This is a genomic window from Caballeronia choica (assembly GCF_001544535.1).
In the GTDB taxonomy this organism is placed as follows: domain Bacteria; phylum Pseudomonadota; class Gammaproteobacteria; order Burkholderiales; family Burkholderiaceae; genus Caballeronia; species Caballeronia choica.
Map to the genome: position 1 here is coordinate 46,654 of NZ_FCON02000033.1, position 23,015 is coordinate 69,668.

Below are 23,015 nucleotides of genomic sequence, written 5' to 3' on the forward strand. Positions count from 1 at the left end.
ATAATCGGCTGACACCTAGAACAGTCCCCGCAGTCACTACTCAAGCGCTCACCATGTCACAGACTCTCTACGACAAACTGTGGAATTCGCACGTGATCCACACCGAGGAAGATGGCACCTCCATCCTCTATATCGATCGTCACCTGCTGCATGAAGTGACGAGCCCGCAGGCGTTCGAAGGGCTGAAGCTGGCCGAGCGCCCGGTGTGGCGCATCAGCGCGAACCTGGCGGTGTCCGATCACAACGTGCCGACCACCGACCGCTCGCACGGCATCGCAGACCCGATCTCGAAGCTGCAGGTCGATACGCTCGACGCGAACTGCGATTCTTTCGGCATCACGCAGTTCAAGATGAACGACCTGCGCCAGGGCATCGTGCACATCATCGGGCCGGAGCAGGGCGCGACGCTGCCGGGCATGACGATCGTCTGCGGCGACTCGCACACGTCCACGCACGGCGCGTTCGGCGCGCTCGCGCACGGCATCGGCACGTCCGAGGTCGAGCACGTGCTCGCCACGCAAACGCTGCTGCAGAAGAAGAGCAAGAACATGCTGGTGAAGGTGGAAGGCCAGTTGCCGCGCGGCTGCACCGCGAAGGACATCGTGCTCGCCATCATCGGCAAGATCGGCACGGCCGGCGGCACGGGCTACGCGATCGAATTCGGCGGCTCGACAATCCGCGCGCTGTCGATGGAAGGCCGCATGACGGTGTGCAACATGGCGATCGAAGCGGGCGCGCGCGCCGGCATGGTCGCCGTCGACGACACCACGATCAATTACCTGAAGGATCGTCCGTATTCGCCGCAGGGCGCTGAATTCCAGCAGGCCGCCGAATACTGGCGCACGTTCACGTCCGACCCGGATGCGACGTTCGATCGCGTGGTCGAACTCAACGCCGCCGAAATCGTGCCGCAAGTGTCGTGGGGCACGTCGCCGGAAATGGTCACCTCCATCGACGGCCGCGTGCCCGATCCCGAGCGCGAAAAAGACCCGGTCAAGCGCGATGCCTTGGAACGCGCGCTGCGATACATGGCGTTGCAGCCGAACACGCCGATCGAATCGATCAGGCCGGACAAGATCTTCATCGGCTCGTGCACGAATGCACGTATCGAAGATTTGCGCGCGGCCGCCTACGTCGTGAAGACGCTGGGGCGCCGCGTCGCGCCGAACATCCGGCTCGCGATGGTCGTGCCCGGCTCGGGGCTGGTGAAGGCGCAAGCCGAGCGCGAAGGTCTCGACAAGGTCTTCACCGACGCCGGCTTCGAATGGCGCGAGCCGGGCTGCTCGATGTGTCTCGCGATGAACGCCGACCGGCTGGAGCCCGGCGAGCGTTGCGCGTCTACTTCGAATCGCAATTTCGAAGGGCGTCAGGGCGCGGGCGGACGCACGCACCTCGTAAGCCCGGCGATGGCGGCGGCTGCGGCGATCGAAGGGCATTTCGTCGATATCCGCAGGCTCGCATGACGTCGCGGCGGGGACAGCGAGAGATGAAGCGCATCGCATTGTTATTGGCATCGCTCTTCGTTCTGGCGGGGTGCAATACGGTCCACGGCTTCGGCGAGGACATGCAGCATCTCGGCAATTCGATCAGCAACAAGGCGTCGAAGTAAGCACTTCGCGGCTACTTCCAACACCAAACCGGTAGAGCGTCATGGAAAAATTCATTGTTCACAGCGGCCTCGTGGCGCCGCTGGATCGCGAAAACGTCGATACGGACGCGATCATTCCGAAGCAGTTCCTGAAGTCGATCAAGCGCACGGGCTTCGGGCCGAATGCGTTCGACGAATGGCGTTACCTCGACCGCGGCGAGCCGGGTCAGGAAAACTCCAAGCGTCCGCTGAACCCGGATTTCGTGCTGAACCAGGACCGCTACAAAGGCGCGTCGATCCTGCTCACGCGCAAGAATTTCGGCTGTGGCAGTTCGCGCGAGCACGCGCCGTGGGCGCTCGACCAATACGGTTTCCGCGCGATCATCGCCCCGAGTTTCGCCGACATCTTCTACAACAACTGCTTCAAGAACGGCCTGCTGCCGATCGTGCTGACGGAGCAGCAAGTCGACAAGCTGTTCAACGAGACGTACGCGTTCGTCGGCTACTCGTTGACGGTCGATCTGGAGCGCCAGGTCGTGCGCACCGGCGACGGTACGGAGTACCCGTTCGAAGTGCCGGGTTTCCGCAAATTCTGCCTGCTGAACGGTTTCGACGACATCGGCCTCACGCTGCGTCACGCGGACAAGATTCGCCAGTTCGAAGCCGAGCGCCTCGCGAAGCAGCCGTGGCTGAACAACCGGCTCGTCGGGTAAGACTCACTACTCATTGGGACATGACATGAAGATTGCAGTGCTGCCCGGCGATGGCATCGGTCCGGAAATCATGAAGGAAGCCGTCAAGGTGCTGAACGCGCTCGGCGAAAAGTTCGAGCTCGAAGAGGCGCCGGTCGGTGGCGCGGGTTACGAGGCGAAAGGCCATCCGCTGCCGGATTCGACGCTCGCGCTCGCGAAGGAAGCGGACGCCATTCTGTTCGGCGCCGTCGGCGACTGGAAATACGATTCGCTCGAGCGCGCGCTGCGCCCCGAGCAGGCCATTCTGGGCCTGCGCAAGCACCTGCAACTGTTCGCGAACTTCCGTCCGGCGATCTGCTATCCGCAATTGACGGCGGCGTCGTCGTTGAAGGCCGAGATCGTGGCCGGGCTCGACATCCTGATCATCCGCGAACTGAACGGCGACATCTACTTCGGCCAGCCGCGCGGCGTGCGTTCGTCGCCGGACGGGCTGTTCGAAGGCGCGAAGGAAGGCTTCGACACAATGCGTTATTCGGAGCCCGAAGTGCGCCGCATCGCGCACGTTGCGTTTCAGGCCGCGCAGAAGCGCCAGAAGAAGCTGACGAGCGTCGACAAGGCGAACGTGCTGGAAACGTCGCAACTGTGGCGCGACGTGATGATCGACGTGGCGAAGGAATACGCGGACGTCGAGCTGTCGCACATGTACGTCGACAACGCCGCGATGCAGCTCGTGAAGGCGCCGAAGGCGTTCGACGTGGTCGTCACGGGCAACATGTTCGGCGACATTCTCTCCGACGAAGCCGCGATGCTGACCGGTTCGATCGGCATGCTGCCGTCGGCCTCGCTCGACAAGAACAACAAGGGCTTGTACGAGCCGTCGCACGGCTCGGCGCCGGACATCGCGGGCAAGGGCGTGGCGAACCCGCTCGCGACCATCCTGTCGGCCGCGATGATGCTGCGCTATTCGCTCGGCAAGACGGAGCAGGCGGACCGCATCGAAAGCGCGGTGAAGAAGGTGCTGGAGCAGGGCTACCGCACCGGCGACATCGCGACGCAAGACGGCAAGACCGTCGGCACGAAGGAAATGGGCGACGCGGTTCTCGCGGCGCTCTAAATGCGTGCACGCGCGATTTGGCGGGTTTTTCAAAGGCACCCGCTGAATCGCGTGAAATCATCTCTTTTCACCGCTTATCACGCACGATCCGCGTCGAATTCCGTGATGCGCGCTGCGTGTGCGGCGAAAACAATGCGTTATCGTGTAGACTCCATCGTTATGGCGAAGATCTCTCACTTCTCTCTGGACTCGATTTCACGCGGCGAAACGGCCCGCGCGATTCGTCTCGCCATGATTACGCGCATCGGCACGTTCAGCACGTCCGGCACGGCCACGCGCATTACGAAAATCTCCCACAAAACGATCACGATTCGCTGATCGTCCGTCGTGTCCGCCCATCTTCCCCGCGCGGTCACAGCGGGTAAAGATGCGGGGAAGCGTCCACTTCAAGGGTTAGTCATGAACGTAGGTCTCGTTGGTTGGCGCGGCATGGTCGGCAGCGTCCTGATGCAACGCATGCAGCAGGAAGGCGATTTCGATCTGATCGAACCGGTGTTTTTCAGCACAAGCAATGCGGGCGGCAATGCGCCGTCGTTCGCTAAAAACGAGACGAAGCTGAAGGATGCGACAAGCATCGACGACCTGAAGAAGTGCGACGCCATCATTACGTGCCAGGGCGGCGACTACACGAACGAGGTCTACCCGAAGCTGCGCGCGGCGGGCTGGAAGGGCTACTGGATCGACGCGGCGTCGGCGCTCCGCATGAAGGACGACGCGGTCATCATCCTCGATCCGGTCAACCTGAACGTCATCAAGGATTCGCTCGTCAAGGGCGGGCGCGACTTCATCGGCGGGAACTGCACGGTCAGCCTGATGCTGATGGCGCTTGGCGGCCTGTTCCGCGAAAACCTCGTCGAGTGGACGACGGCCATGACCTATCAGGCCGCTTCCGGCGCGGGCGCGCAGAACATGCGCGAATTGCTCAGCCAGATGGGCGCGCTCCACGGCGCGGTGAAGGACGAATTGGCGAATCCGTCGTCGGCGATTCTCGACATCGACCGCCGCGTGTCCGCCCTGATGAACAGCGACGCGATGCCGACCGACAACTTCGGCGTGCCGCTCGCCGGCTCGCTGATTCCGTGGATCGACAAGGATCTCGGCAACGGGATGTCGAAGGAAGAGTGGAAGGGCGGCGCTGAAACCAACAAGATCCTCGGCAAGCCGGCGATGGGCGAGCCGGGATCGGTGCCGGTCGACGGCTTGTGCGTGCGTATCGGCGCGATGCGCTGCCACTCGCAGGCGCTGACCATCAAGCTCGCGAAGGACGTGCCGCTCGATGAAGTGCACGGCATTCTGGCATCGGCTAATGACTGGGTGAAGGTCGTGCCGAACGAGCGCGAAGCGTCGATGCGTGATTTGTCGCCGGCTGTTGTGACGGGCACGCTGACGGTGCCGGTCGGGCGGCTCCGCAAGCTCGCGATGGGCGGGGAATATCTGTCGGCGTTCACGGTCGGCGACCAGTTGCTGTGGGGCGCCGCCGAACCCCTGCGCCGCATGCTGCGCATTCTCCTCGACAAGTAAAGTAAACTACGCGCCTACGACGCGCGGAGTCATGAAAAGCGTCGCGTTTTCCGCGGCGCTTTTTGTTTTGTGCGGCCGCTTTTCCCTTCTTTCTTGATCGATGTGCCTGGAGCCTCAATGACCTTTCGTCCCCATCGGGCTTTCGCCCCTTCGGTGCGCATTCCGCGCGTCGCGCTTGCCGCGCTCGGTGCCGCGTGCGTGATCTTCGGGGCGAATCCAGGCGACGCGCGGGCGCAGGCGAGCGATGCTTCGGCTGCTTCGGCGACAGCGGCGGGTTCGTCGGCTGGTGGAGCGCAGTACGCCGTCAAGCCGGGACAGTCGCTCGGGGACATCGCGAGCGAACTCACCGGATCGAAAGACCGCGCGACACGCGAAAAGATGGCGCGCGCATTGTTCGACGCGAATCCCGGCGCGTTCATGGGACACGATCCGAGCCGGCTCAAGCTCGGCTCGGTGCTGACGGTGCCTGCGGTCGATCTGGGCGGTGTGGCTTCGGGCGCGGCGTCTGCGTCGGCTGCTGCTGTGACTGCCGGTTCCGCGCCGGCGCCCGCTCTTGCTCCCGCTCCCGCGACGAACGAAGCTGCCGCGCCCGGCGAGACCGCGAGCGTTCCTTCCGGCGCACAAAGCACTGAACCGGCAACAGGCGCGAGCGAACCGCATGTCGTTGGCGGGGCGATTCAGGCTTCGACCGCGCCGGCAACGTCGGCTGCATCCGAAGCTTCCACTGAACTTGGGGCATCGGCGGGATTGCCGGGCAGTGCCGCGACTTCCACCGCTACGCCTGCGGCGGCGTCTACCAGCAATTCGACGATGATCGTCGCGGGCATCGGCGTGCTTATCGTGGCGCTTGTGCTGTTCTTGCGGTCACGGCGGCGTCGTGCGCCCGCGTCCGATACCGTCGCGCGTGAGACTACGCCGCCGTCGGCCCTTGCTCCGGGCGTCGCGAATCTCGATTCCGCTTCGGTGCAGCGCGGAGAAGGAGAGTTGAACGCGGTGGCCGCGAGCATGGAGGACTACGACGCGGCTCAATCCTTCGACACCCCGACTGACGACGAACGACTGCCCGCCGACGATGCGCGACACGCCGCGTCGCCGACCGTCGCGCGGGTGACGGATGCTCAGATTCGTGAAACGGTGCCGCAACCGGCGGCGTTCGTGCCGGAAGCGCCGTCGACGGGGCATCGCGATTTCGTGCCGCCATTGCGTACGGTCGGCGCGATGGAAGCGGAGGCGGACGCTCGCGAAGCCGATAAGCGGAAAGCCGAGGCGCGTGAGGCCGACGTCCGCGAGAGCGAAGCGCGTGAAACGGCGAGTCGGGAAGAAGCGCGAGCGGCGGAAGCGTGGGAAGAAGCGCGTGCGCAAGACACGCGTGCGGCCGAAGCACGCGACGCGGAAACGCCCCAGGCAGCGGAGCACAAAGCAACGGCTTTTGAGACACCGGCAAACGGGGCAGCGGCGCACGAAGAAGCGGCACGTGAAGCAGCAGCGCACGAAGCGGCGGCGCACGAAGCAGCGGCGCACGAAGCAGCGGGGCACGAAGCAGCGGCACGCGAAGCGGCGTACGAAGCAGCAGCACGCGAAGCAACAGCGCACGAAGCAGCGACGCAGGAAGCAGCGGCACAAGAAGCAGCGGCACAAGAAGCGGCGGCGCACGAAGCAGCGGCACAAGAAGCCCCAACGCAGAAAGCAGCGCCAGAAGCAGACGAAGCTTCCGCGCACGAAACCACCGCCCAAGACTCAGCCCGCGCAGTGGAAGCCCAAAGAACCCATACGGCCCAAGCACTCGATCACCCGTCGCAATCGCCCGCGCCCCGCGAACCCGCCGCCGCCCCCACCTTCGACACCGACGACGAACCGACGCCCGCTTCCCGCTTGCCGAAGCCCAGGTTCCCGCGCGAGGCGATCGAGGCGCTCGATTCCCTCGGCCTCGGTTTGCCGCCGCGCCGGGGGATGCCGGCTGCATCGAGCGCGCCGAGCCCGGTCACGCCTCAGCCGCTGGTCGAACCCACAACCCCGTCGCACGCGCGCGACGCCGACACCCAGCCGCCAATCACCCCGGAACCGGTCAAGCCGCAGCCCGTCGCGGAACCCGGCGTCCTTCGGCGCCAGTCGGAATCGGTCGCCGAGCCCGCTCAACTGCCTTCCGCAGCAACGGAAATCGAAGCGGGCACATCTGGACCAGCTTCCGTGGCGGGCTTGGGCGCGCCGAGTTTCGGCCCGATGAGCCTCGAATTCAGCCTCGACCTGCCGTCGAACCACACCGACCCGCTACCCGCCTTCACGGCCGAGCAGATCGCGACGATCGCGCACAACAAGCTCGAACTCGCAGCCGAATACATCGACCTGGGCGATTTGTCCGGCGCTCGCACGCTGTTGCAGGAAGTGCTCGACTCCAACGATCCCGCGACGTACCACCAGGCGGCTGCGCTCCTGTCGACGCTCGCGCCGCATTCCTGACATGCGCGTCGCGTTAGGCATCCAGTACGACGGATCGGCGTTTTGCGGCTGGCAGTCGCAGCCACACGGCAAGACGGTGCAGGACGAACTCGAACGCGCGCTCGCCGAATTCGCGCAGACGCGTGTGCAGACCGTCGTCGCGGGCAGGACGGACACGGGCGTCCACGGACTCGGCCAGGTCGTGCATTTCGATACCGAACTCGATCGCACCGATTTCTCGTGGGTGCGCGGCACGAACGCGTTCCTGCCGCCGACCGTCGCGGTGCGATGGGCGAAGCCGATGCCCGACGATTTTCACGCGCGCTTCGCCGCCTTCGAGCGTACCTATTACTACGTGCTGTACGTGAACCCGGTGCGCTCGCCGATGCTCTCCGGCCGCACGGGCTGGGTCCACACGCCGCTCGACGCGCACGCGATGCGCGAGGCGGTCGCGTGCCTCGTCGGCGAGCACGATTTTTCGTCGTTTCGCGCCGCCGATTGCCAGTCGAAGACGCCGGTCAAGCACCTCCATCAGATCGATATCCGCGAGCAGGGCGACTTCATCCACTTCCGCTTTCGCGCCAACGCGTTCCTGCATCACATGGTGCGCAACCTGATGGGCTGCTTCGTCGCGATCGGGCGCGGACGGCATCCGGCTTCGTGGATGTCGGAAGTGCTCGTTGCCCGTGACCGCCGCGTCGCCGCGCCGACTTTCATGCCCGATGGCTTGTATCTGGCCGAGGTCGGTTATCCTGAAAACTTTGCCGTGCCCGCGCCGCACCTTGGCAGCATGCCGTGGAGCGCCGTCTGGGCGAACTCGCCATGATCGATCAGAAACTTCATCGCACGCGCATCAAGCTTTGCGGACTCTCGAAGGTAGAGGACGTGCAGCATGCCGTCGCGCTCGGTGCGGACGCGGTCGGCTTCGTGTTCTATGACAAGAGCCCGCGATCGGTGAGCGTGACGCAAGCGGTCGAACTCACCCGTCATGTGCCGCCGCTGGTGTCGTCGGTTGGCTTGTTCGTGAATGCGAGCCCCGACTGGATACGCGAAGTGACGTCGCACGTACGGCTTTCGCTGCTCCAGTTCCACGGCGACGAAACGCCCGAGGAATGCGCTGAACTCGCCGCCAGTACGGGTTTGCCCTGGTGGCGCGCGGTGCGTGTCGCCCCTGATACGACGGCGGCCGATTTGGTAGAATCGTCTCTCAACTATTCAGCAGCCGATGGTCTCCTGCTCGACGCGCTCGTCGACGGCTATGGCGGCGGTGGAAAGGTATTCGATTGGTCACTTATCCCAACAGATCTCGGGCATCGGGCCGTTTTGAGTGGTGGGTTGAACGCTCAAAACGTCCTTGACGCAATCCAGCGAGTGCGCCCGTACGCAGTCGATGTCTCCAGCGGCATCGAAGTGCCGGGCGCCAAGGGCGTGAAGGATCACGCCCGAATGGCGGCGTTCGTGCGCGCAGTGCGCGCCGCAGACGCCGGGTGAATCGAACGTGGCGGCGCAATGTTCGCCACGTACACCGAGAGAGTGACGCAATGTACAACTTACCCGACGAAAGAGGCCATTTCGGCCAATATGGCGGCGTGTTCGTCTCCGAAACGCTGATCCACGCCCTCGACGAACTGCGCGACGCCTATGACGTCGCACGCAACGACGCTGAATTCATCGCCGAATACGAATACGAACTGAAGCACTACGTCGGCCGTCCGTCGCCGATTTATCATGCGAAACGCTGGAGCCAGATGCTCGGCGGCGCGCAGCTTTATCTCAAGCGCGAAGACTTGAACCACACCGGCGCGCACAAGGTGAACAACGTGATCGGCCAGGCGCTGCTCGCGCGCAAGATGGGCAAGCCGCGCGTGATCGCCGAGACGGGCGCGGGGCAGCACGGCGTTGCCACCGCGACGATCGCCGCGCGTTTTGGTATGGAATGCGTCGTCTACATGGGTTCCGAGGACGTGCGCCGGCAAGCCGCGAACGTCTATCGGATGAAACTGCTCGGCGCGACCGTTGTGCCGGTCGAATCGGGTTCGAAGACGCTGAAAGACGCACTCAACGAAGCCATGCGCGATTGGGTAACCAACGTCGAGAACACGTTTTACATCATCGGCACGGTGGCGGGTCCGCATCCCTATCCGATGATGGTGCGCGACTTCCAGCGCGTCATCGGCGACGAATGCCGCGTGCAGATGCCCGAAATGACCGGGCGTCAACCGGACGCGGTGATCGCGTGCGTTGGCGGCGGATCGAATGCGATGGGCATCTTTTACCCCTATATCGACGACAAAGCCGTGCGTTTGATCGGTGTGGAAGCGGCCGGAGACGGCATCGACACGGGACGTCATGCGGCGTCGTTGATGGGTGGAAGCCCGGGCGTGCTGCACGGCAACCGTACCTATCTGCTGCAAGACGAAAACGGCCAGATCATCGAGACGCACTCCATTTCGGCCGGTCTCGACTATCCGGGCGTCGGTCCCGAGCACGCTTGGCTGAAGGACGCGGGCCGTGCGGAATACGTCGGCATCACGGACGATGAAGCGCTCAAGGCCTTCCACGACTGTTGCCGCATCGAGGGCATCATTCCCGCGCTCGAATCCGCTCATGCGCTCGCCTACGGCGCCAAGCTCGCGCAGACGCTGCCGAAGGACAAGGTGCTGCTCGTCAACCTGTCGGGCCGCGGCGACAAGGACATGCACACGGTGGCCGAGCGATCGGGCATCCAGTTCTGAGCGCCCGGGCGATGCGCAACGTGATCGACGAGCCGCTGTCGGCGGGCGCCCTGCAGCAGGGCAAACCCGACATCGACATCCACAACCGCGATTTTCTGTCCGATGCAGCGAACATCCCGGACGCCTCGATCGACCTGATCGTGGCGGACCCGCCGTACGGCTTGGGCAAGGACTACGGCAACGATTCGGACATGCTCTCTGGCGAGGCGTTTCTCGACTGGACGTATGGCTGGCTCGATCTCGTGATTCCGAAGCTCAAGCCGAGCGGTTCGCTGTATATCTTCTGCACTTGGCAGTATTCGCCCGAACTGTTCGTGTTCCTCAAGCGCCGCCTCCTGATGGTCAACGAGATCGTCTGGGACCGGCGCGTGCCGAGCATGGGTGGAACGGTGCGCAAATTCACGTCAGTGCACGATAACATCGGCTATTTCGCGGTATCGAAGGATTACTACTTCGATCTCGATCCCGTGCGCATCCCCTACGACGCGGCAACCAAGAAGGCCCGTTCGCGCAAACTCTTCGAAGGCAGTAAGTGGCTGGAGCTTGGCTATAATCCAAAGGATCTCTGGTCGGTGTCACGGTTGCATCGGCAGCACGCCGAACGCGTCGATCACCCGACCCAGAAGCCTCTGGAAATCGTCGAGCGCATGGTGCTCGCGAGTTGCCCGCCGGGCGGCCGCGTGCTCGATCCGTTCATGGGCAGTGGCACCACGGCGGTCGCGTGCGCCCGTCACGGCCGCCGGTTCACCGGTTACGAAATCAATGCCGATTACTGCGCGATCGCGGAGCAACGCGTCGCCGGGGCGAAAGTCGTTCGCCTGGCGCCGGCAGCCGTTTCGTCATCGTCATGTGAAATGACACTCGAGCCGGTGCAAAGCCCCGCCACGGAAGCCGAATAAGTCTGCGCAGCGACTGCAGCCCGAGCGCGCGAAATGCCGTTCGGGCGTCACGATTACCGAGAAAATTCTCATGTCTCGTATCAAGAATACTTTTGCGGCACTCGCCGCGCAGGGCAAAAAAGGGCTGATCCCGTTCATCACGGCAGGCGACCCGAACCCGGAGCAGACGGTCGAATTCATGCACGCGCTCGCCAAGGGCGGTGCTGACGTGATCGAGCTCGGCGTGCCGTTTTCCGACCCGATGGCCGACGGCCCGGTGATCCAGCGGTCATCTGAGCGCGCGCTGGCGCGTGGCGTGTCGCTGAAAAGCGTGCTCGCCGATGTCAGGCGCTTCCGCGAAACCGACGACAAGACGCCCGTCGTCCTGATGGGCTACGCGAATCCGATCGAGCGCATGGGCGCTGACGCCTTCGCCAAAGCGGCGCGGGAAGCGGGCGTCGACGGCGTGCTGGTCGTTGATTACCCCCCGGAGGAATCGGTCGAATTCGGCAAGTCGATGCAGCAGGCCGGCATCGATCCGATTTTCCTGCTCGCGCCCACCTCGACGGACGAGCGCATCGCCGCGGTCGGCAAGGTGGCGAGCGGCTATGTCTATTACGTGTCGTTGAAAGGCGTGACGGGCTCGGCAAATCTGGACGTTTCCAGCATCGCGAGTAGAATCCCGGCGATCAAGTCGCATGTGTCCGTGCCGGTGGGCGTCGGTTTCGGGATCCGCGATGCCGAAACGGCGCGCGCGATCGCCGAGGTTTCGGACGCGGTGGTGATCGGCAGCCGGCTCGTGCAATTGCTCGAAGAGGCGTCGCCCGCGAGCGCCGCCGAATCGTTGACGCGCTTCATCGCAGAAATTCGCGCGGCGCTCGATTCTGCAAAATAAACGCGTCGCCGTGGCCGCCCAGGCCGCGGCGTCGAACAAAGGGAAGGAACAACGATGAGCTGGCTCGATAAATTGTTGCCGCCAAAGATCAAGCAAACCGATCCGAAAAGCCGCAAGGGCATTCCCGAGGGCCTGTGGATCAAGTGTCCGGCGTGCGAAGCCGTGCTGTATCGCAACGACGTCGAGGCGAATCTGCATGTTTGCCCGAAGTGCAGCCATCACATGCGCATCGGCGCGCGCGAGCGGCTCGACGGGCTGCTCGATCCGGAAGGCCGCTATGAAATCGGCCAGGAAGTGCTGCCGGTCGACGCGCTGAAGTTCAAGGACAGCCGCAAGTACCCGGAGCGCCTGAAAGAGGCGATGGACGACACCGACGAAACCGACGCGATGGTCGTCATGGGCGGCGCGATCCACACGCTCCCGGTCGTGGTGGCGTGTTTCGAGTTCTCGTTCATGGGCGGATCGATGGGTTCGGTCGTCGGCGAGCGTTTCGTGCGCGGTGCGCGCAATGCGCTTGAACAGAACGTGCCGTTCATCTGTTTCACCGCTTCGGGCGGCGCCCGGATGCAGGAAAGCCTCCTCTCGCTGATGCAGATGGCGAAGACCACGGCGCTCCTGACCAAGCTTTCCGACGCCAAGCTGCCGTTCATTTCCGTGCTCACCGATCCGACGATGGGCGGCGTTTCGGCGAGTTTCGCGTTTTTGGGCGATGTCGTGATCGCGGAGCCGAAGGCGCTGATCGGATTCGCGGGCCCGCGCGTGATAGAACAGACGGTGCGCGAGAAACTGCCGGAAGGCTTCCAGCGCGCCGAATTCCTGATTCAAAAGGGCGCGGTCGACATGATCGTCGATCGCCGCAAGATGCGCGAAGAACTCGCGCAATTGATGGCACTATTGACGCGCCAGCCGGCCGACTCGGTCGCCTGACATCCGGGCAATCGGCGCCGCGCGCGAACCCCCAAGGTTCCGCGCGGCGTTTTGCTTTGGCGCCCGTATTTTGTGAATTCGAACGAAATGACCACTTTCTCCACCCTCGACGCATGGCTCGCACACCTGGAAGCCGCGCATCCGGTCGGCATCGACATGGGGCTGACCCGGATCGGCCGGGTGAAGGACGCGCTCGGGCTGTCCTTCGATTGTCCGGTGATCACGGTCGGCGGGACGAACGGCAAGGGCTCGACCTGCGCGATTCTCGAAACGATCCTTCTGCGCGCCGGGTATCGGGTGGGCTGCCACACGTCGCCGCATCTGCTGGCGTTCAACGAGCGCGCGCGCATCAACGGCGCTGACGCCACCGACGCCGAATTGCTCGAACATTTCGAGGCGGTCGAAAAAGCGCGCACGAGTTTGTCGGAGCCGGTTTCGCTCACGTATTTCGAGTTCACGACGCTCGCGATCCTGCGGCTCTTCGCGTCGCGCGGGCTGGATGCGGTGATCCTCGAAGTGGGCCTGGGCGGCCGGCTCGACGCGGTCAACATCATCGATACGGATTGCGCGATCGTGACCAGCATCGACATCGATCACACCGACTATCTCGGCGATACGCGCGAAAAGATCGGCTTCGAGAAGGCCGGCATTCTCCGCGCGGGCAAGCCCGCCGTGTGCGGCGACCCGGCGCCGCCGCAGAGCCTGATCGACCACGCGGAAACGATCGGCGCGGATTTGTGGCTCGTCGGCCGTGATTTTCGCTATGAAGCGCAGCCGGGCAACGAGCGGCAGCAGTGGAGCTATATCGGGCGGTCGCAGCGGCGCTCGGCGCTCGCCTATCCGGCGCTGCGCGGCGCGAATCAGTTGATCAACACGTCGGCGGCGCTCGCCGCGTTGGAAGCGTTGCGCGAGCGCATTTCGGTATCGGCGCAGGACATCCGCCTCGGGCTCGCGAACGTCGAGCTGGCGGGCCGCTTCCAGGTGCTGCCGGGCAAGCCGCAGATCATCCTCGACGTCGCGCACAACCCGCACGCGGCCGCCGTTCTCGCGCAAAACCTCGGCAACATGGGCTATTTCCCCTACACCTACGCGGTCTTCGGCGCGATGGGCGACAAGGACATCGAAGGTGTCGTGAACCAGGTGAAGGGCGAAGTCGACCACTGGAACGTGACCGCGCTGCCGACCCCGCGCGCCGCATCGACGGCGACGCTTGCCGCGTCGCTCCGTGAGGCCGGTGTCATCGACGGGCCGGACAGCAGCGTTACCCAGTTCGAAACGCCGGCAGCGGCTTTTCAAGACGCAATAAAGAGAGCGTCCGAAAATGATAGAATTTTGGTTTTCGGCAGTTTCTATACGGTGGCCGGCGTGATGGCTTACCGAAAATCGCAGCATCACTGAAACCTGAAACGGACGGCCGTCAAGCCTCTCGCACCAAGCCATACATGGGACTTTTCTCGTTCGGCAAGAAAGACGACGCACCTTCCGGTCGCGACGCATATCCCGATTCCTCGCGCGGCTCGCGTCAAACCGTCCGCACGGAACGCCGGACCCGGCGCACCGAGCGTCCCGACACCGACGCGATGATGCTCGACCCCACGCTTCCCGAAAAGCAGCGTGCCCGCCGCCGCCTCGTCGGCGCGGTTGCGCTGGTGCTCGCCGCCGTGATCGTCCTGCCTATGGTGCTCGACTCGCACCCGAAGCCCGTCACCGACGACATCGCCATCGACATCCCGAATCGCCCGGCGCCGCCCGCGAAGCCGAGCAGCAAGGCCCCGTCCGACGCCGATACGCAAGCCGGCGTCGCGCCGGATGGTCCGGTCGCGGGTTCGGATAACGCCGTCGCCGGCGTGGCGACACCTGATACCAAGCTGCAAGCTACGAAGCCCGCCGAAACCACGGCGCAGGCCAAGCCGGAACCGAAAGCGCAAGGCAAGGCCGAGCCGAAACCCAAGCCGAGCACGCCGTCGACCGCTATCGCAAGTCAGAACGCCAATGCGCCGGCCGCGGATTCGTCCGAAGCCAAGACGAACACCGGCACCAACGCGAACGCGAACGCCAGCACGGCGAATACACCGTCCTCCCCGCCGGGAAGCCGCTTCGTCGTGCAGATCGGCACCTTCGACGACGAAACCGCCGCCCAGAACTGGGTGACGAAGTTGAAGGCAGCCGGAGTGCCCGCATATACCGAACATCGCAAGCAAGCCGACGGTTCCACGCGCACGTTGTTGCGCGCCGGGCCATTCGCTGACCGCTCGGCGGCATCGGCGGCGCTCGTGAAGGTCCGTCAGGCCGGGCTCGGCGGCGGCACCGGCGCGAGCAAGTCGTCGGCGAACTAGGCGTTCGATGTTTACAAGTTTCGACTACGCGGTGATGGCCGTGATCGGCCTTTCCGCCACGCGCGGCATGTGGCGCGGCCTGTTGGCCGAGGCGTTCGGGCTGGTCGGCTGGATCGCGGCGTTTTTCATCGCCGGGCAATTCGTCGGCGTGGTGGTCCCGTATATTCCGGCGAACTGGCCGGGCGGTGCGCTCACGCAGTGGCTGATCGCGTTCCTGCTGGTGGTCGCCGCCGTGCTGCTGGTTTCGAGCGTGCTTTCCGCGCTGCTGACGCGGATCACCGAGGTCACGGGCCTGCGGGGCGTCGACCGGTCGCTGGGATTGCTGTTCGGCCTCGTGAGAGGGGCTATATTGGTAGTGGTGCTGGTCGCCCTCGCTGGCCTGACCGAACTGCCGCAAAAGGAATTTTGGCGCAATGCGCTGCTCCGGCCCGCTGCCGAGCAAGGCGTTCGCGAATTGAAACCGCTGCTTCCCGCTACGCTCGCCGCGTATGTGCGCACCGCGCCGGACACCGCGCAGTAAGTCACAGACACCCAGGCTGGCTACACGAGGAACCGCGACGGCTCGGCGCACTGCCGATGCGACCTCCACGCCGGTTCCGCCGGCGGTTCCGCATCCGTCGTCCCGACACCGCCTTTGGACCCGTTTCGACTCTTTGAAGGACATGCCATGTGCGGCATCGTAGGTGTAGTCTCCCAAAGCCCCGTCAATCAATTGATCTATGACAGCCTGCTGCTCCTGCAGCATCGGGGTCAGGACGCCGCCGGCATCGCCACGGCGAACGGCAACAATTTCCACATGCACAAGGCGAACGGCATGGTGCGCGACGTGTTCCGCACGCGCAACATGCGCAGCTTGCCGGGCAACGTGGGCATCGGACAGGTGCGTTACCCGACGGCCGGTTCCGCGTCGAGCGAGGAAGAAGCCCAGCCGTTCTACGTGAACGCGCCGTTCGGCATCATCCTCGCGCACAACGGCAACCTGACGAACTGGCTGCAGTTGAAGGACGAGATGTTCCGTATCGACCGCCGGCACATCAACACGGCGTCGGACACCGAAGTGCTGCTCAACGTATTCGCGCACGAGCTGCAACTCGCGAGTTCCGGCCTGCAACTCGATCCGGCCGCGCTCTTCAAGGCGGTCTCCGGCGTGCATCGGCGGGTGAAGGGGTCGTATGCGATCGTTTCGCTGATCGCGGGCTACGGGCTCGTCGCATTCCGCGACCCGTTCGGCATCCGCCCGCTCGTGCTCGGCAAGATGGAAACGGCGACGGGCGTCGAATGGATGGTGGCGTCGGAATCGGTGGCGGTGGAAGGCATCGGCTTCGAGTTCGTGCGCGATCTCGAGCCGGGCGAAGCCATTTTCATCGACAGCGACGGCAACCTGCACAGCCAGCAATGCGCCGAGAAGCCGTCGCTGAATCCGTGCATTTTCGAACTCGTGTATCTCGCGCGTCCTGACTCGTGCCTCGACGGCGTGCCGGTCTACAACGCGCGCCTGCGCATGGGCGACTACCTCGCCGAGAAGATCAAGCGCGTGCTGCCCGACGTGCCGATCGACGTCGTCATGCCGATTCCCGATTCGTCGCGTCCGGCGGCGATGCAGGTCGCGGCGAAGCTCGGCGTCGAATATCGCGAGGGCTTCTTCAAGAACCGCTACGTTGGCCGCACGTTCATCATGCCGGGCCAGGCGGTGCGCAAGAAATCTGTGCGCCAGAAGCTGAACGCGATGGCGATCGAGTTCAAGGGCAAGAACGTGCTGATCGTCGACGATTCGATCGTGCGCGGCACCACCTCGCATGAAATCGTGCAGATGGCCCGCGATGCCGGCGCGAACAAGGTCATCTTCGCTTCCGCCGCACCGCCGGTGAAGTTCCCGAACGTGTATGGCATCGACATGCCGACGCGCGGCGAACTCGTCGCCCACGGCCGCACCGATGACGAAGTGGCGCGCATGATCGGCGCCGATTACCTGGTGTACCAGGACGTGGAAGACCTGAAGCAGGCGATCCGTGACATCAACCCGGCGCTCGGCGAATTCGAGGCGTCGTGCTTCGACGGCAAGTACATCACCGGCGACGTGACGACCGACTACCTCGACCGCATCGAGACCGCGCGTCTCGCACCGCAATCGCAGTCGGATCGCGATGCGGCGAGCGAAGCGCAGGACGGCGGGATGACACGCTCGCAACTGCATTTGCAGTTGTCGGTGGAGTGACTTTCGACACGGTGTAGGCAAGCAAGCCTTGTCTGCACCGTGTTAGCATCAGGGCTTGCGTCGATTTGAGATCAGCTTGCGGACGCGGGGCCGTGCCTTCATCGGCGCGAACCCCAAACAGCTAAAGCGAAACGGTGGCGACACCGCACCGCCCCACGCTTCTCCGCATCAAGCCCGCTTCTGTCGACGCATAACGACGCACAAGCGGGCTTTTTTGCGCCCTTCGTTTTCGTGAATTTCGTGAAACCCGAGACACGAAACGACGAACGACGAAGGGCCGATACAACCGAAGGGAAAACACGAACATGGACGACAACCTGAACTTCGACACGCTGGCGGTGCGCGCCGGCACGCTGCGCAGCGACTTCAACGAGCATTCCGAAGCGCTCTTCCTCACGTCGAGCTTCTGCTTTTCGAGCGCCGCCGAAGCCGCCGAGCGCTTCAAGAATTCGGAAGAGTCATACACGTACTCGCGCTTCACGAACCCGACCGTCACGATGTTCCAGAACCGCCTGGCAGCGCTCGAAGGCGGCGAAGCGTGCATGGCGACGGCTTCGGGCATGGCCGCGATCATGTCGGTCGTGATGTGCACGCTGCAGCAGGGCGATCACCTCGTCAGTTCGAAGAGCCTGTTCGGGTCGACGGTCGGCATGTTCACGCAGATCTTCACGAAGTTCGGCATCACGACCACGTTCGTCGATCCGACCAATCTCGACGAGTGGAAAGCTGCCGTGCGTCCCGAGACGAAGATGTTCTTCCTCGAAACGCCGTCGAACCCGCTGACCGAAATCGCCGATATCGAGGCGATCAGCAAGATCGCAAAGTCGGTCGGGGCGCTGTTTGTCGTCGATAACTGTTTTTGCAGTCCGGCGTTGCAGCGGCCGCTGAAGCTCGGCGCGGATGTCGTCATGCACTCGGCGACCAAGTTCCTCGACGGGCAAGGGCGTGTGCTCGGCGGGGCGCTCGTCGGCTCGAAGCAGTTCATCATGGAGAAGGTGTTTCCGTTCGTGCGCAGCGCCGGGCCGACGCTTTCCGCCTTCAACGCGTGGGTGTTGCTCAAGGGGATGGAGACGCTGTCGTTGCGTGTCGAGAAGCAGTCGGCGAATGCGCTCGAAATCGCGCGCTGGCTGGAGACGCATCCTGCCATCGAAAGGGTGTTTTATCCGGGGCTGGAGTCGCATCCGCAATACGCGATCGCGAAGAAGCAGCAATCGGCGGGCGGCGCGATCGTTTCGTTCGAGCTGAAGGGCGCGACGCAGGAGGAGCAGCGCGCGAACGCATGGCGCGTGATCGATTCGACGAAAGTGTGCTCGATCACCGGCAATCTCGGCGATACGCGCACGACGATCACGCATCCGTCCACGACGACGCACGGCCGGTTGACCGCGGAAGTGCGCGAGGCAGCGGGGATCCGGGAAGGATTGATCCGGCTCGCGGTCGGGCTTGAGAATGCCGGCGATATTCGCGCCGATCTGGAGCGCGGGTTGAACGCTGGCTGAACGCGATCTGAACGGGTAATGAAGCTGGCGCGATGACCGACACGGTCATCGCGCCATTTTTCTTATTGCCGCAGCGCGGTTTTCGGCACCGTCCGCCATTGCCCCGGCGCGAGGCCGAATCGCTTCGTGAACGCATGCGTGAACGCGCTCTGATCGGCGAAACCGACGGTCAGGGCGATATCCGCGAGCGTCTCGCGCGGGTCGGCAAGCAGCGTCAACGCCGCGTCCAGACGCAGCCGCTGCAAGTATCGATGCGGCGTTTCGCCGAACGCTTCGATGAAAAGCTGGTGGAAGCGGCGCATGCCGAAACCGCAATGCGCGGCGAGATCGGCGATGCGCAGCGCCTCCGACAGATGCGCGCGCAGCCATCGGTCGATCCGCGCGAAATCGAGTCCGCGCGCTTCTTCCAGCCGCACATCCGGCACGTCCGACATCAACGCGCCGCACAGGTGCGTCGCCGCCTGCCAGGCGAAACGGCGCGACGTAGCGGAATCGACGGCATCCGCGCGCAACGCCACGCTTTGCACGAGTTGCGTGACGAGCGGATCGATCTCGATCGCGCGCGCCTGCTCGAAGAACCGCTCCGGCAGCGCAACCGACGCGAACGGCAAGTCGAGCACCAGTTGGCGGTTCTCGCCGGCCGCCCAGTAGTCGTGCCGCGCGCCCGCCGGAATGATCCACGCGCCGTGGCAATCGATGCGCCGCTCGCGGCCGTCGACGGCCATGTCCATTTCGCCGTCAAGGCCGAGCACGATCTGATGAAAATCGTGGACGTCCGACGCCTCCGCCGAGCCATAGCGGCGCAGCGTGACCGAGGGGACGAAAAGCGGCGCGCGGGTCATCGGTATTTCTGCAACCTCAAACGTCGAGCAGTTCCACTTCGAACACGAGCGTCGCGTTCGGCGGAATCACGCCGCCCGCGCCGCGCGCGCCGTAGCCGAGTTGCGGCGGAATCGTCAGGCGCCGCACGCCGCCGACCTTCATGCCCTGGACGCCTTCGTCCCAGCCCTTGATGACCATGCCGCCGCCCAGCACGAATGCGAAGGGGTCGTTGCGGTCCTTGCTCGAATCGAACTTCTGGCCGTCGGTGAGCCAGCCGGTGTAATGCACGCTCACCGTCTTGCCGGCGACGGCTTCGGCGCCCTCGCCCACGGTGAGGTCTTCGTATTTGAGTCCGGAATCGGTCGTGACAGTCGACATGAATGCTCCCTGGTAAGTCCGGCATCGCCGGGTATCGGAACCGGTATTGTAGGTCCTATCGGTGCGGCGGGAGCGCGCACGGCGCTTGCTTCCATGTCGGTCGCGTTGTCTCGAAAAAAGGCGGCCAGAGCGGCGTCGCCCAGACACAGCAAGCGGCGCGGGCGCTCACATATAATGATTATGCATCCTGTAAAAGGCGTGGCAACTCTGAACCAGTAAGGATTTCAACCGTGACAACGTCCTTTGGCGGTGCGCTCGAGCCGGACCAGCCGAGCCTTCGCGACACGCCGGTCGTCGGCAACGACGGCGTGCTCGTCCTCGATGCCGCGCAGCGCTGCGTGCGCGCCGATACCGTGTTCGCCCATATCTTCGATCTCGATCCGCATGCGCTCGAAGGCCGTGCGCTTGGCGAGACCGCGTTGCCCAAGCCGCTCGTCGCGGTGCTCTCCGAAACCGCCGACGCCGCGCTAAGCGCGAACGGCGCACGCCGCGCGCAGGTGTCGATCGACGATGGCGGCATCGCGCGCACGTTCGCAATTCTCGCGTGGCCGGCCGCCGAGACGGTCACGCTGATCGTCTGGCCGTGCGGCGGCGCCGCGCCCGGCGAGCAAGCCGAGGCGCAGGCCGCCGAGCGTCTCGCGCATTTGCGGGCGGAGGCGGCGCTGTTCATGCGCGATCACGTGCTGTCGGTGGTGTCGCATGATTTGCGCGGGCCGCTCAACGCCATTCATAGCTGGGGCTATGTGCTCGAACGCAAGATCGATGCGACCGATCCCGCTGCCCAGCGCGCGCTCGCCGGCATCCGCTCGGGCGTCGAGCAGCAGGTGAAGCTGATCGAGCAAACCGTCGACGCGACGCGCGCCGAGACTAAGGCGCTCGCGCTGTTGCTGGCGCCCGCGGCGATCCGGCCGCTGATCGAGCGCAGCGCGGCGCTCGCGCGCGCGAGCCTCGCCGATGCGCGCGGCGTGACGGTGGTCATCGAATCGCCGCTCGCCGAAGAACAGATCGAAGGCGACGCCGAACGTCTCACGGAGGCGCTCTGGCTGATGCTTGCCTTCGCGACCGAAGCGAGCGAGCGCGGCGCGTCGGTCGTGCTCGCGAGCCAGGTCGAGGGCAATTCGTGGCGCTCGGACGTGCGGTTCACGGCGTCGGCGGCGGCGCTCGGCGACAAGCAATTAGCGCACGCGCTCGAAGCCGTCGCCCGCAAGCAGGCGCTGCTACCGCGCGAGGTCGGGCGCATCGCGTGGGGGCTGGCGCTTTGCAAGCGCGTGGCCGAGACGCACGGCGGCAGCTTCGAGCACGGCGACATCGTCGACGGCGCGGCGATATCGATGAGCCTGCGCGTGCCGCTCGCCGGCATGTAGTTTTTACTTTCGGCCGACCGTCGCCCATATACTGACGCTTTCCATTCCCGGAGAGGGTTGCTTTGGCTCAGGTTGTCGCGCTCATCGGCGCATTGTTGCTTGTCGCGTTGAACGGGTTTTTTGTCGCGGCCGAGTTCGGGCTCGTCAAGCTGCGCTCGACGCGCGTCAAGGCCATCGCGCGGACCAATGGCCTGCCCGGGCGCCTGCTGGCCAAGGTGCACGGGCAACTCGACGCCTATCTCTCGGCATGCCAGCTCGGCATCACGCTCGCGTCGCTCGGGCTCGGCTGGATCGGCGAACCGGCGTTCGCCTCGCTGCTGCATCCGCTGTTTGCGCTCGTCGGCGTCGAGTCGGAGAAACTGATCGATTCGATCTCGCTCTTCTTCGCGTTCTCGGTCATTTCGTTCCTGCATATCGTCGTCGGCGAGCTAGCGCCGAAATCCTGGGCAATCCGCCGCGCCGAGCAGGTCGGCCTTTGGCTCGCAATGCCGCTCTATGGCTTCTATTGGCTGATGTACCCGTTCATCTGGGTGCTGAATGCGAGCGCGAACCAGGTGCTGCGGCTTTTCGGGCTGTCGGGCGAACACGGCCACGATGCGCTCTATTCCACCGACGAGCTCAAGCTGATCCTGCGCGGGAAGCAGATGGGCGGCGTGTCGTCGTACAACGCCGACGAGTGGAACACCATCGCGCATTCGCTCGATTTCAGCCGCATGACGGTGTCGGACCTGATGCGGCCCGCGCACGAAATGGTCGGGCTGCGCAACGATCTGCCGATGCGCGACAACCAGGCCGTGATGGCGCGCCATCGCTTCAGCCGCTATCCGCTTTTCGCCGATGCGTCCGGCGAACGCGTGCTCGGCATGATCCATCTGAAGGACCTGTTGCTGTCGCGCGAAGGCGCCGGCCGTGGCATCACGCTCGGCTTTCCGAAGCACGCGGCGGGCAGCGTCGACAAGCTCGACAAGTACGTGCGTCCGGTGCAGTACGTGTCGCCGAACCTGTCGGCGCTTGAACTGTTCCGCCGCTTTCGCAAGGGCGCGCCGCATTTTGCGCTCGTCGGCAGGAAAGGGTTCAAGCCGATCGGTTTTCTCACGCTCGACAACCTGCTCGGCGCGCTGGTCGGGCAGATTCACGACGAATTCCGCCAGGGCGATGCCGACTGGTCGCGCATGGACGACGGCACGCTGATGGGCAAGGGGAGCCTGCCGGTGGTGTCGCTGGAGCGGGCGCTCGGGATCGATATCGACGAAGGGCGCGCGGAGTCGGTCGGTGGACTGGTGATCAACGCGCTCGGCGACTTACCGAACGAAGGGCAGCGCGTGGAGTTCGACGGGTTCGATATCGTCGTGAAGAAGATGAACGGGCCGCGGATCGTGTTGGTGCGGGTTTATCCGCGGGAGGAGGTGATGGAGGAGGCGGATTGAGGAGGGGGACCGCTGGCGCTTGGGGTTGGGGGTGGGGGTGGGGGTGGGGTTGGGTTACACCGTCTGATGTTTTTGCGCTTCCATGGAACTTGTTTTCTTAATGGTTTATTTGCTCTGCCCCTGTCCGGGGCGGGACTCACTTTCTTTGCTGCTGCAAAGAAAGTAAGCAAAGAAAGCAGCTTCCCACC

Annotated in this window: 22 protein-coding genes; 20 read left to right on the plus strand and 2 right to left on the minus strand. The window is 64.4% G+C overall.

From position 1 onward, the window contains the following. Positions 1 to 53 precede the first annotated feature (53 nt). From leuC to AWB68_RS16885, 18 genes are all read left to right on the plus strand, one after another. A complete protein-coding gene (gene leuC / locus AWB68_RS16800) occupies positions 54 to 1,463 on the plus strand; it encodes a 3-isopropylmalate dehydratase large subunit (RefSeq protein WP_087645475.1) in 1,410 nt (469 codons plus the stop codon). A gap of 23 nt (positions 1,464 to 1,486) precedes the next feature. Next, a complete protein-coding gene (locus AWB68_RS16805; protein ID WP_125482954.1) occupies positions 1,487 to 1,609 on the plus strand; it encodes an entericidin A/B family lipoprotein in 123 nt (40 codons plus the stop codon). Between the two features lie 41 nt (positions 1,610 to 1,650). Then, the gene (gene leuD / locus AWB68_RS16810; RefSeq protein ID WP_087645477.1) at positions 1,651 to 2,301 is read left to right on the plus strand and encodes a 3-isopropylmalate dehydratase small subunit; all 651 of its coding nucleotides are present in this window, start codon (positions 1,651 to 1,653) and stop codon (positions 2,299 to 2,301) included. 25 nt (positions 2,302 to 2,326) lie between these two features. Next, positions 2,327 to 3,394: a 3-isopropylmalate dehydrogenase gene (gene leuB / locus AWB68_RS16815; protein ID WP_087645478.1), complete on the plus strand. Its 1,068-nt coding sequence runs from the start codon at positions 2,327 to 2,329 to the stop codon at positions 3,392 to 3,394. After that, complete coding sequence (locus AWB68_RS16820) at positions 3,395 to 3,712, plus strand: hypothetical protein (RefSeq protein WP_087645479.1); 318 nt, start codon at positions 3,395 to 3,397, stop codon at positions 3,710 to 3,712. Between the two features lie 81 nt (positions 3,713 to 3,793). Further along, the gene (asd, locus tag AWB68_RS16825; RefSeq protein ID WP_087645480.1) at positions 3,794 to 4,915 is read left to right on the plus strand and encodes an aspartate-semialdehyde dehydrogenase; all 1,122 of its coding nucleotides are present in this window, start codon (positions 3,794 to 3,796) and stop codon (positions 4,913 to 4,915) included. 117 nt (positions 4,916 to 5,032) lie between these two features. Continuing rightward, positions 5,033 to 7,372 (plus strand): FimV/HubP family polar landmark protein, encoded by a 2,340-nt coding sequence (locus AWB68_RS16830; protein ID WP_087645481.1) that lies wholly within the window; start codon positions 5,033 to 5,035, stop codon positions 7,370 to 7,372. 1 nt (position 7,373) lies between these two features. Beyond that, complete coding sequence (gene truA, locus AWB68_RS16835; RefSeq protein ID WP_087645482.1) at positions 7,374 to 8,177, plus strand: tRNA pseudouridine(38-40) synthase TruA; 804 nt, start codon at positions 7,374 to 7,376, stop codon at positions 8,175 to 8,177. After that, the gene (locus tag AWB68_RS16840) at positions 8,174 to 8,842 is read left to right on the plus strand and encodes a phosphoribosylanthranilate isomerase (protein WP_087645499.1); all 669 of its coding nucleotides are present in this window, start codon (positions 8,174 to 8,176) and stop codon (positions 8,840 to 8,842) included. The genes truA and AWB68_RS16840 overlap by 4 nt, the downstream gene beginning before the upstream one ends. Positions 8,843 to 8,892: 50 nt before the next feature. Further along, positions 8,893 to 10,086, plus strand: coding sequence for a tryptophan synthase subunit beta (gene trpB, locus AWB68_RS16845; RefSeq protein WP_087645483.1), 1,194 nt, complete (start codon positions 8,893 to 8,895; stop codon positions 10,084 to 10,086). A gap of 11 nt (positions 10,087 to 10,097) precedes the next feature. Further along, a complete protein-coding gene (locus tag AWB68_RS16850; protein WP_087645484.1) occupies positions 10,098 to 10,985 on the plus strand; it encodes a DNA-methyltransferase in 888 nt (295 codons plus the stop codon). A gap of 70 nt (positions 10,986 to 11,055) precedes the next feature. Next, the gene (gene trpA, locus AWB68_RS16855) at positions 11,056 to 11,859 is read left to right on the plus strand and encodes a tryptophan synthase subunit alpha (protein ID WP_087645485.1); all 804 of its coding nucleotides are present in this window, start codon (positions 11,056 to 11,058) and stop codon (positions 11,857 to 11,859) included. 54 nt (positions 11,860 to 11,913) lie between these two features. Further along, the gene (accD, locus tag AWB68_RS16860) at positions 11,914 to 12,786 is read left to right on the plus strand and encodes an acetyl-CoA carboxylase, carboxyltransferase subunit beta (RefSeq protein ID WP_087645486.1); all 873 of its coding nucleotides are present in this window, start codon (positions 11,914 to 11,916) and stop codon (positions 12,784 to 12,786) included. A gap of 87 nt (positions 12,787 to 12,873) precedes the next feature. Beyond that, positions 12,874 to 14,184: a bifunctional tetrahydrofolate synthase/dihydrofolate synthase gene (folC, locus tag AWB68_RS16865; protein WP_087645487.1), complete on the plus strand. Its 1,311-nt coding sequence runs from the start codon at positions 12,874 to 12,876 to the stop codon at positions 14,182 to 14,184. Positions 14,185 to 14,228: 44 nt separating this feature from the next. Then, positions 14,229 to 15,122, plus strand: a complete 894-nt coding sequence (locus tag AWB68_RS16870) for an SPOR domain-containing protein (RefSeq protein ID WP_087645488.1) — start codon at positions 14,229 to 14,231, stop codon at positions 15,120 to 15,122. Positions 15,123 to 15,129: 7 nt separating this feature from the next. Beyond that, entirely contained in the window at positions 15,130 to 15,642 is a 513-nt protein-coding gene (locus tag AWB68_RS16875; RefSeq protein WP_087645489.1) for a CvpA family protein, read from the plus strand. A 147-nt stretch (positions 15,643 to 15,789) separates the two neighbouring features. Continuing rightward, positions 15,790 to 17,337 (plus strand): amidophosphoribosyltransferase, encoded by a 1,548-nt coding sequence (gene purF / locus AWB68_RS16880; protein WP_087645490.1) that lies wholly within the window; start codon positions 15,790 to 15,792, stop codon positions 17,335 to 17,337. A gap of 305 nt (positions 17,338 to 17,642) precedes the next feature. Then, positions 17,643 to 18,836: an O-succinylhomoserine sulfhydrylase gene (locus AWB68_RS16885; protein ID WP_087645491.1), complete on the plus strand. Its 1,194-nt coding sequence runs from the start codon at positions 17,643 to 17,645 to the stop codon at positions 18,834 to 18,836. 62 nt (positions 18,837 to 18,898) lie between these two features. On the opposite strand, the gene AWB68_RS16890 is transcribed toward AWB68_RS16885, so the two are convergent. Both AWB68_RS16890 and AWB68_RS16895 read right to left on the minus strand, forming a co-directional pair. Continuing rightward, positions 18,899 to 19,678, minus strand: a complete 780-nt coding sequence (locus tag AWB68_RS16890; protein WP_087645492.1) for an AraC family transcriptional regulator — start codon at positions 19,676 to 19,678, stop codon at positions 18,899 to 18,901. Between the two features lie 16 nt (positions 19,679 to 19,694). Beyond that, positions 19,695 to 20,036, minus strand: coding sequence for an FKBP-type peptidyl-prolyl cis-trans isomerase (locus AWB68_RS16895; protein WP_087049908.1), 342 nt, complete (start codon positions 20,034 to 20,036; stop codon positions 19,695 to 19,697). A gap of 230 nt (positions 20,037 to 20,266) precedes the next feature. Between AWB68_RS16895 and AWB68_RS16900 the strand changes: the two genes are divergently transcribed. Next, positions 20,267 to 21,400 (plus strand): histidine kinase dimerization/phospho-acceptor domain-containing protein, encoded by a 1,134-nt coding sequence (locus AWB68_RS16900; RefSeq protein WP_327382709.1) that lies wholly within the window; start codon positions 20,267 to 20,269, stop codon positions 21,398 to 21,400. A gap of 62 nt (positions 21,401 to 21,462) precedes the next feature. Then, a complete protein-coding gene (locus AWB68_RS16905) occupies positions 21,463 to 22,827 on the plus strand; it encodes a hemolysin family protein (RefSeq protein WP_087645493.1) in 1,365 nt (454 codons plus the stop codon). Positions 22,828 to 23,015 lie beyond the last annotated feature (188 nt).

Bases quoted from the DNA above. Each gene is read 5' to 3' on its own strand.
- AWB68_RS16830 (WP_087645481.1), top strand. From the start codon at position 5,033: ATGACCTTTCGTCCCCATCGGGCTTTCGCCCCTTCGGTGCGCATTCCG.
- AWB68_RS16870 (WP_087645488.1), top strand. From the start codon at position 14,229: ATGGGACTTTTCTCGTTCGGCAAGAAAGACGACGCACCTTCCGGTCGC.
- AWB68_RS16820 (WP_087645479.1), top strand. From the start codon at position 3,395: ATGCGTGCACGCGCGATTTGGCGGGTTTTTCAAAGGCACCCGCTGAAT.
- leuD (WP_087645477.1), top strand. From the start codon at position 1,651: ATGGAAAAATTCATTGTTCACAGCGGCCTCGTGGCGCCGCTGGATCGC.
- AWB68_RS16850 (WP_087645484.1), top strand. From the start codon at position 10,098: ATGCGCAACGTGATCGACGAGCCGCTGTCGGCGGGCGCCCTGCAGCAG.
- AWB68_RS16805 (WP_125482954.1), top strand. From the start codon at position 1,487: ATGAAGCGCATCGCATTGTTATTGGCATCGCTCTTCGTTCTGGCGGGG.
- truA (WP_087645482.1), top strand. From the start codon at position 7,374: ATGCGCGTCGCGTTAGGCATCCAGTACGACGGATCGGCGTTTTGCGGC.
- trpB (WP_087645483.1), top strand. From the start codon at position 8,893: ATGTACAACTTACCCGACGAAAGAGGCCATTTCGGCCAATATGGCGGC.
- AWB68_RS16840 (WP_087645499.1), top strand. From the start codon at position 8,174: ATGATCGATCAGAAACTTCATCGCACGCGCATCAAGCTTTGCGGACTC.
- folC (WP_087645487.1), top strand. From the start codon at position 12,874: ATGACCACTTTCTCCACCCTCGACGCATGGCTCGCACACCTGGAAGCC.
- leuC (WP_087645475.1), top strand. From the start codon at position 54: ATGTCACAGACTCTCTACGACAAACTGTGGAATTCGCACGTGATCCAC.
- AWB68_RS16885 (WP_087645491.1), top strand. From the start codon at position 17,643: ATGGACGACAACCTGAACTTCGACACGCTGGCGGTGCGCGCCGGCACG.
- asd (WP_087645480.1), top strand. From the start codon at position 3,794: ATGAACGTAGGTCTCGTTGGTTGGCGCGGCATGGTCGGCAGCGTCCTG.
- purF (WP_087645490.1), top strand. From the start codon at position 15,790: ATGTGCGGCATCGTAGGTGTAGTCTCCCAAAGCCCCGTCAATCAATTG.
- AWB68_RS16890 (WP_087645492.1), bottom strand. From the start codon at position 19,678: ATGACCCGCGCGCCGCTTTTCGTCCCCTCGGTCACGCTGCGCCGCTAT.
- leuB (WP_087645478.1), top strand. From the start codon at position 2,327: ATGAAGATTGCAGTGCTGCCCGGCGATGGCATCGGTCCGGAAATCATG.
- accD (WP_087645486.1), top strand. From the start codon at position 11,914: ATGAGCTGGCTCGATAAATTGTTGCCGCCAAAGATCAAGCAAACCGAT.
- trpA (WP_087645485.1), top strand. From the start codon at position 11,056: ATGTCTCGTATCAAGAATACTTTTGCGGCACTCGCCGCGCAGGGCAAA.
- AWB68_RS16895 (WP_087049908.1), bottom strand. From the start codon at position 20,036: ATGTCGACTGTCACGACCGATTCCGGACTCAAATACGAAGACCTCACC.
- AWB68_RS16875 (WP_087645489.1), top strand. From the start codon at position 15,130: ATGTTTACAAGTTTCGACTACGCGGTGATGGCCGTGATCGGCCTTTCC.